Source organism: Christensenella tenuis (assembly GCF_014287795.1).
In the GTDB taxonomy this organism is placed as follows: domain Bacteria; phylum Bacillota; class Clostridia; order Christensenellales; family Christensenellaceae; genus Christensenella; species Christensenella tenuis.
This window is the reverse complement of the sequence record NZ_JACOON010000010.1, coordinates 1-7,731: the sequence shown is the minus strand read 5'-3', so window position 1 is coordinate 7,731 and position 7,731 is coordinate 1. Positions and strand designations below refer to the sequence as shown.

Here is a 7,731-nt window from a genome sequence, read left to right as displayed (position 1 = left end):
GGGAGAAAGTCGGAGGGGGTTATGGGGGTGAGCGGCGGGGTGTGGGAATGTGGTAAACCTGAAAGGTTTTCCATCATTTCCATGCCCCAGAGCGAGGGGGAAAAGGGGGAGGTGACTTTCTCTTTAAGGCCCCGGAGGGGCCGCTCTTTGGCTCCCCCTTTTCCCCCTATGGGTTTGCAGAATGTACGAAAAGAGGTGTAAGGAATGGCGGATCAGCAAGAAGCCTTGGAACGGCTGCGGGAACTTTACAGGGAAAAGAATGAGCATTTAGAGAAGTTTTTGGAGCCGGTGGAGCCGTATGCGTTTTATCGTGAGATCTTCCCGGAAGGATCTTTCGAGAGGAAGGGCCATTTTGAGGACAGGAAGGGAAACGGAATTGCGGTGACGGTGCCGAAAGGTGAGGTTGACAAGGCAACGGGGATTGCCTTGCAGATCGAGGGGGACGGTAAAGCGAAACGCTGTACCATCACTGACGAGCTGGACGAGCTGCGGGAGTTGCAAGACACCGATTTCACGATTATGTCCCCGATCTCCTATTTTGGGCGGCGGCGGTGCGGCAAGAACGCTCGGTATCTTTATGCCCTGGTCTTTGACCTGGACGGAGTGGGTATGCCCCAGCTCCGGGATACGCTGCATCAGATGAACAAGGATATTCTGCCCCCGGCAACCTTTGTTGTAAACAGCGGGACGGGGCTTCACCTGTATTATGTGCTGAAAGAGCCGGTGCCTATGTACCCGCACAACCAAAAATGCTTGAAAGAGCTGAAATATTCCCTTACTCGGCAGATTTGGAATAAGTTTACCTCCACCATCAAGGAGCCGCAAATGCAGGGGATTTTGCAGGGCTTTCGGGTGGTCGGCTCCGGCTCGAAGCTGGGGCGTGAGTACCCTGTGAGGGCGTTCCGGCTCGGCGGGCCGGTGGAGTTGGCGCGGCTGCTTGATTATATCCCGGACAGCAACGGGGAGCAGCAGCGGCTTGAGGGGCTTATGAGAAAGAGCCGCCTGTCGCTGGCCGAGGCGAAAGAGAAGTACCCGGATTGGTATGAGCGGCGGATTGTCAAAAAGGAGCGGCGTGGCCGCTGGACGGTCAAGCGTGACCTTTACGACTGGTGGCTGCACCGGATCGCCGATGAAATCCGGGTGGGCCATCGTTTCTATGGCATTATGACGCTGGCGATTTATGCGAAAAAATGCGGGATAGACGAGGACGAGCTACGCCGTGACGCTTTTGCGCTGCTCCGGCCCTACGACGATATGAGCGTGGAGGATATAAACCGCTTTACAAAAGATGATGTGGTGTGCGCTCTGGAAATGTTCAATGAGGACTATGTGACATTCCCCAGGGACGATATAGCGAAGCTCTCCGGCCTGACTATGCCTGTCAATAAGCGGAACTGGCGCAAACAGTCAGAACATATCAAGCTGATGAACTTAATTAGGGACGAGATCAACGGTAATAAGAATTGGCGCAATAAGGACGGAAGGCCCAAAGGCAGCGGAACGGCCCAGGCGCGGGTTTATGAATGGCGGCAGCAGCACCCGGAGGGGCGCAAGGCCGACTGTCATCGGGAAACTGGCCTTGATCCGAAAACCATCCGCAAGTGGTGGGATTGCCCACCGCCAGCGGTGCGCTTTGAAAATGGGCATATAACGGTGCGGGTGTCCCCTTCCCAGGAGTTGAGCGATTGGCTCTTGGACGCGCTGCACGATGGGGGCCAGGAATAAGGCCCAGAAAGGCCCCTGTTACGCTTTAGAAGCCGTTTTCAGCTCTCCGAGGGTAAATATACTGGCCATCTCTCTACCGCGCCCGGAAAGCCGCATAAATCAAGGCTTTTTTGCCCCCTAAATGCGTACATACCAGGGCAGAAGTTTAAGAGCCAGGGCGTGGGTAAACAGGTAGGAAGGTGTATTGACATTGTGAATAAAAAATGATACAATGTATATAATAAGAATGAAAGGAGTTGCTATCTATGGCGAATACAAATATTAACATTCGTATGGACGCAGATTTGAAGCGGCAGTTTGAGGCATTTTGTGCTGATATGGGAATGACGATGACAACGGCGTTCAATGTTTTTGCGCGTAAGGCGGTGAGAGAGTATAGAATACCCTTTGAAATCAGCGGCGATGTGCCGAACGCGGAAACCGTCGAAGCAATCCAGGAAGTAAAGAGAATGAAGGCCGATCCGAGCCTCGGCAAGACCTATTCCAATGTCGATCAGATGATGGAGGAGCTGCTTGCCGATGTATAACATAAGACCAACTACAAAATTTCAGAAGGATTTGAAGCGCGTGAAAAAGCGCGGCTTTGATATTTCTTTGCTGACGGATATTATTAAAAAGCTGGCTGCGGGGGAGCCGTTGCCGGAGAAGAACAGGGATCACCAGCTTTCCGGGGACTATGCGGGGTGTCGTGAGTGCCACATTACGCCGGATTGGTTGTTGATCTACGAAGTGGACGGGGACGAGCTGATTTTGTATCTCACCCGGACGGGATCGCATAGCGATTTATTTTAGGGGAAGGAGGAAAGGTCTATGAGCTGGGATAAAGAGAGGATCGCGCAGATACAACTTCCCGATCCGGCAGACGATGATCCGCACCCTCGGCTGCTCCTGGAAGGGCGCGGCATACACGCAGGAGAGGGATTTACAGCTTTGTTTCCAGATGGCTGGCACGAGATTACCCTTGAAGTAGCCTGGGAGCCGACAGGCCCCGCTTGCTGGTACATATCTACGCCTGGGTTTAAGGGTGTGTGTCCTGTGGGCCTGTTCGTGAAGGTATGAAAACGATCCGGCAGATAGCCGACGAGATAGGGGTATCAAAGCAAGCTGTTTTCAAAAAAATTAAGCGTGAACCGCTGTCAACCAGTTTACAGGGGTTGACGGCAACGGTTGACGGTAAGTTGATGGTAGAGGTTGACGGTGAAAAGCTGATAAAACAGGCGTTTTCTGAAATTGCACCGTCAACCACCGACAACCAGTTGACGGGTACGGTTGACGGTTTGGTTGATGGCGCGTCAACCAAAAATGCAGAAAAAACGACAGGGGTTGATGGTGTGATTTCTGTTTTACAGGCCACCATCGACACGCTGCAAGGGCAGCTTGAAATGAAAGACAGGCAGATCGAGCAGCAGGCCCAGACCATTACCCGGCTCACTGACGCGCTGGCCGCCGCCCAGCAGACAGCGGCAGCAGCCCAGGCTCTCCACGCGGGGACAATTCAGCAGCAGCTTCTTACCGATGAAACCGGATCGGATCAGGAGCCGGAGAAAAAGGGATGGTTTCGTAAATTTTTTCGAGGTTAAGGCAATGCGGTAGATAAAACCCCTAATGTTAATATGCATTGCTTGAGGCAACAGACATATTTGTGTAAAAGATTTTCCTCTTTTCTGCCCTAAATGCAAATTGACGCATATCATTGATGTAGAAAAATTAGAGATTGTAATCAAAAATACAGAAAAACAAACTTTTATTATTTAGAAGAAAGGATATAAAAATGAAACGTTTACCTAAATATACGCCTGCGGAAGTACGGAATGATCCATACGGATTTACTTACAAAGAAATGTCGGAAGTTATTGGCGAGAATGAAGCAAAAGCCTTATATGAAGAATTATATAAGCAATTACCACGCAAAAAAAATCTATCAATGTTGGTAAAAAATATTTGCAAAAGCAGTGATACTGAAAAGTATGTTTACGAACTGAAAGACAACAAATACATTGAAACGGTTTTTATCAAGCGGCGAGATGGTGGAACTGTTTGCGTGAGCACACAAGTCGGTTGTCCTGTTGGTTGTATTTTTTGTGAGTCCGGGCGAAATGGCTTTGTTCGTAATCTAACATCGTCAGAAATCGTACAACAGATTATATTGTTGCGTCGAAAAGTAAACCGTATCGTTTTTATGGGTATGGGAGAGCCTTTATTCAATTATGACAACTTGATAAAAGCAATCCATATTCTCCGAGATAGATATGGGCTCAACTTTCCAACCGACGGCATTACCATATCAACAGTTGGTCCGGTCGATCAATTAAAAAAATTGCGCGAGGAACATCTTAAAATTCAGTTGACAATATCTTTACACGCAGCAACACAATCTGCAAGAAATCGTATTATTCCTCACATGCGCATATATGCTATTGAAGATGTTGTTAAGCAAGCCTTATCCTATTCTGAAAGGCATAATCGCAAAATTGTCTTTGCGTATTTGCTTTTACCGGGTATAAATGACCGGCCCTCAGATGTAAGACAACTTGCAAAATGGTTTCGGGGCAAAAAAGTTATGATTAACGTGTTACAATACAACCCAACAAGCAATTCAAGAATTAAAGCACCACAGAAACGGGAAATAGTTGCATTCAAACATCAATTAGAGCAAGCAGGACTTGAAGTTACTATGAGAGTTTCTCATGGCAGAGAGATTAACGCGGCTTGTGGACAGTTAGCTAACACATATAATAAATTCAAAAAAAAATGATTAAAAGTGCCAGACGCATAGACGCAGAGCCGATAACGCATTAGGTCAAAAAACCTATGTGTTATCGGCTTTTTTATTTAATATTGCGCAAAAGCCGCTGTTCCCTATTATAGAATGGATTGCGGGTACGCTCCTTTATCGCTTCTTCCGTATAGGCCGCGCCGAGCGTCTTTGTGCGGGTAAACCGTTCCTGTCCGGCAGCGCGAAAGGAAATGTATTTGCCCTGTTTGATTTCATACCCCATTTCCTGCAAGCGGCGCAGCAGTTCGTCAAAATCTTTCACTTGGGGAATGAGAGTATCTATCGCCGTTTTCAGCTTTGCTTTGTAGCTTGTCCCTTGCTTTTCGGCGGTGTATTCTGCATAGCTTTTTCCCTTGTCCTGTCCCGGTACGACGACGGATAGCCCATGCTCTTTACATATCCTGTCGCTGGTGCGCCGGATAAAGTGATAGCTTTGCTTGTTGGAATGGTACTTTTTGTAGTCAACGAAGCTAACCGCGTTGAAAATCAAGTGATTATGCAGATGGTCTTTATCGACGTGAGTTGTCAAAACAAACTCATACTTGCCGCCTAATACCGCCCCGGCAAGTTCCATGCCGATTTTGTGCGCTTCTTCCGGTGTGGTTTCTCCCACCGCAAAGGATTGTATCAAGTGCCGCCCTAAATGTGTGCCGCGATCTCCGGCAGCTTCCCGCGTCCATGCAAACTCAATATCGGCGGTTTCCAGCCCGCAGCCGAAAGAGGACGCAAGCAGCTTCCCGTCTGTCTTTTCGGGATTTAAGATATAGTCTATCGCAGCCTTTAAGGTTGATTTAATAGGGTGCGTCTTTGTAACCGCCATATCTCGTCCACCGCCTTTTTAATGTCCTCTATATCCTGCCTGTAAACCGTCCCCGTCGCATTGGCGCGTTTTGCAATTTGGTTGATGTTCCGGCTCACCGCTTGCAGTTCCCGGATATATGCTTTTGTGTCGCTTCGGTCAACGACAAGAATATACCCGTCTAAACTACTAAATAGAAAGGAGAGCATAAATATGTTTAGCGAAAATCTAAAAGCAATGCGGAAGGCAAAAGGTTATACCCAGGAAGAACTTGCAATAAAGCTGAATGTTACCAGACAGACAATTAGCAAATGGGAAAAAGGGTTATCCGTTCCAGATGTGGATTTTCTTTTTAAGATAGCAGATGTATTGGAAACAAATGTGGGTACTCTTCTTGGGGGTGCAATAATGGACGAAGTTAATAAGGACACGGTTGCAGAGCAACTTGCAAAGATCAGTGAGCAGTTAGCGATAAAGAATAGGCGTAGTAAAAGGATTTGGAAAATTGTCGGGATTGTTTTATTGACAATTTTGGCCCTCAATCTTCTTTTGGCGATATTTGGTATGTCGGCATATACAAGCTTTTCAACTGATGGCAAGACTACGGTTATAGAAATGAATGAAGATAGCGTGTCTTATGAAGAGTAGTGGTCGGCTTCTTTAGCCCCCGGCAGGGCGCAAAAGCACTTTCATACTGCCAGCCTCGAAGGGGCGGCGGTGTGAAAGTGCTTTTACGTTACTTTCTCACAAGAAAGTAACAAAGAGGTTGTGGCCTGCGGCCAGTTATGGTAAAATAGGAGCAGTAGGATATAGGCTTTTTGCAGGAAAGGGACGGGTGATTTTATAGGCACAACCATTTCGGGAATGACGGGCCGGGGAAGTATCCGGCACAACAACAGGAGCTTTTCAGCGGCGAATGTAGACCGAAGCAGGTCGGGGCAGAATGTCACCTTTTTCAACGAGGATTTGAAGAAGGTGTACCACGAACTTTTCGATGAAGCCCTGGCCGCCTACAATGCCAAAAAGAAAAAGACCAGGGACAAGATACCAGATTACTATGAGCATATCCGGCAGAGCAAACAGGAGAAGCTATTTCACGAGGCTATCTTCCAGATCGGCAACTTGACAGACTGCGGGTGCGGCTCCCCTGGAGGGGAACGGGCGGCGGCAGCTCTCAAAGAATTTGCAGAGTCCTTCCAGGAGCGCAACCCTCATCTGCGGGTGTTCAATATGGTGCTGCACATGGACGAGGCCACGCCCCACCTCCATGTGGACTTCGTGCCGGTGGCAACGGAGCAGAGCCGGGGCCTTTCGACGCGGGTATCAATGAAACAAGCGTTAAAGCAGCAAGGATTTGAAGGGCTGGGCAGGAAGCAGACGGAATGGAAAGCCTGGATGGAACGGGAGAAAGAAGCCCTAACGGAAATCGCCCAGGCGCACGAGTTTGAGATTATCAGCTTGGGCGGTGGCCGGCCTCATATGGAGCTGCCAGAGTACAGAGCAGCGGCCCAGCGGCTTGAAGCTATCCAGGAACAGGTGACAGCGGCAGAGCAGGAGATCGCGGCCCTGGAAAAGCAGAGAAAGGCCCTGCAAGGGAATGTGAAGCTGCTGAAAGCGGTTGAGAAGGTCAAGCCAGATCTGGACGCAATACAGCCGGAAAAGACGCTGACAGGGGCCGTCAAGGGCGTGACGGTGGAGCAGGTGAAGGAGCTGAAGGCGGCGGTGATCCGGGGCGCGGCGGCAGAGCAGAAGGTGCGGGAGCTGAAGGTAGAAAACCAACAGCTTCAGCAGAAAATCCCCTCGACGAAAGAAAAGCTGAAGGAGGCCCAGGAGCGGCAGCGGCTTGAAAATGAAAACCGGCAGCTCAAAGTGCAGGTCGAATATCTGGAAAAAGATTTGAGCTGGGAGCGCGGAATTTCGGCGCGGCTCCGGGAAGGGATCGGGGCCGCGCTGGACTTCCTGGATCGGCACTTGCCGGAGCAGTTCCGGCCCCTGGTCGAAAAGGCGCGTGAGCTGCTACCTGTGCCAGAGGTGCAGCAGCCGGAAAGAGAGCAGGAATGGGGCCACACCTGGGGCGGTATGGAGCTGTAAAAGAAGCCTGTCCGGGGGCCTTGCAAGAGCCGCCCGGACAGGCTATAATAACAGTAAAAATAGGGAATTAACTTCATTGATAATATATGCCACCCTATGGGTATGGGGGGATAGCATGGAGTTGGTTTGTCGTAAAATAGGGAATTAACTTCATTGATAATATATGCCCCCCTATGGCCTAAAGGCCAGGGGAAAAATAATAAAATATTTTCTCTCGGACAGGGAGAAAGTCGGAGGGGGTTATGGGGGTGAGCGGCGGGGTGTGGGAATGTGGTAAACCTGAAAGGTTTTCCATCATTTCCATGCCCCAGAGCGAGGGGGAAAAGGGGGAGGTGACTTT

8 protein-coding genes and 3 pseudogenes are annotated in these 7,731 nt (G+C 49.5%); 9 read left to right on the top strand and 2 right to left on the bottom strand.

Annotated elements, in window-relative coordinates; all coding sequences use genetic code 11:
• Nucleotides 1-204 precede the first annotated feature (204 nt).
• The 7 genes and pseudogenes from H8S18_RS14445 to rlmN all read left to right on the top strand — a co-directional run bounded on the left by H8S18_RS14445 (nt 205) and on the right by rlmN (nt 4,480).
• Nucleotides 205-1,725: a hypothetical protein gene (locus tag H8S18_RS14445; RefSeq protein ID WP_087295655.1), complete on the top strand. Its 1,521-nt coding sequence runs from the start codon at nt 205-207 to the stop codon at nt 1,723-1,725.
• A gap of 245 nt (nt 1,726-1,970) precedes the next feature.
• A complete protein-coding gene (locus tag H8S18_RS14440) occupies nt 1,971-2,252 on the top strand; it encodes a type II toxin-antitoxin system RelB/DinJ family antitoxin (RefSeq protein WP_087295645.1) in 282 nt (93 codons plus the stop codon).
• The gene (locus tag H8S18_RS14435; RefSeq protein WP_066859802.1) at nt 2,245-2,517 is read left to right on the top strand and encodes a type II toxin-antitoxin system YafQ family toxin; all 273 of its coding nucleotides are present in this window, start codon (nt 2,245-2,247) and stop codon (nt 2,515-2,517) included. The genes H8S18_RS14440 and H8S18_RS14435 overlap by 8 nt, the downstream gene beginning before the upstream one ends.
• Before the next feature lie 18 nt (nt 2,518-2,535).
• On the top strand, nt 2,536-2,784 hold the full coding sequence (locus tag H8S18_RS14430) for a hypothetical protein (RefSeq protein WP_087295647.1): 249 nt from the start codon (nt 2,536-2,538) through the stop codon (nt 2,782-2,784).
• The gene (locus tag H8S18_RS14425; RefSeq protein ID WP_087295649.1) at nt 2,781-3,305 is read left to right on the top strand and encodes a hypothetical protein; all 525 of its coding nucleotides are present in this window, start codon (nt 2,781-2,783) and stop codon (nt 3,303-3,305) included. Before H8S18_RS14430 ends, H8S18_RS14425 begins: the two co-directional genes overlap by 4 nt.
• A gap of 64 nt (nt 3,306-3,369) precedes the next feature.
• Nucleotides 3,370-3,480 (top strand): annotated as a pseudogene (locus H8S18_RS14420) (cysteine-rich KTR domain-containing protein); the annotation flags it as partial.
• 16 nt (nt 3,481-3,496) lie between these two features.
• Complete coding sequence (gene rlmN, locus H8S18_RS14415) at nt 3,497-4,480, top strand: 23S rRNA (adenine(2503)-C(2))-methyltransferase RlmN (RefSeq protein ID WP_002584956.1); 984 nt, start codon at nt 3,497-3,499, stop codon at nt 4,478-4,480.
• Between the two features lie 76 nt (nt 4,481-4,556).
• Here the strand turns inward: rlmN and H8S18_RS14410 are convergent.
• Nucleotides 4,557-5,321 (bottom strand): annotated as a pseudogene (locus H8S18_RS14410) (relaxase/mobilization nuclease domain-containing protein); the annotation flags it as partial.
• Nucleotides 5,282-5,488, bottom strand: a pseudogene (gene mobC / locus H8S18_RS14405) (plasmid mobilization relaxosome protein MobC); the annotation flags it as partial. The pseudogenes H8S18_RS14410 and mobC, both read right to left, overlap by 40 nt.
• A gap of 25 nt (nt 5,489-5,513) precedes the next feature.
• On the opposite strand from mobC, the gene H8S18_RS14400 reads away from it, so the two are divergent.
• Nucleotides 5,514-5,948: a helix-turn-helix domain-containing protein gene (locus H8S18_RS14400; protein WP_087295651.1), complete on the top strand. Its 435-nt coding sequence runs from the start codon at nt 5,514-5,516 to the stop codon at nt 5,946-5,948.
• Nucleotides 5,949-6,164: 216 nt separating this feature from the next.
• Nucleotides 6,165-7,391 carry a plasmid recombination protein gene (locus tag H8S18_RS14395; RefSeq protein ID WP_155152346.1) on the top strand — a complete coding sequence of 409 codons (1,227 nt, stop codon included), beginning with the start codon at nt 6,165-6,167 and terminating at the stop codon, nt 7,389-7,391.
• Nucleotides 7,392-7,731 lie beyond the last annotated feature (340 nt).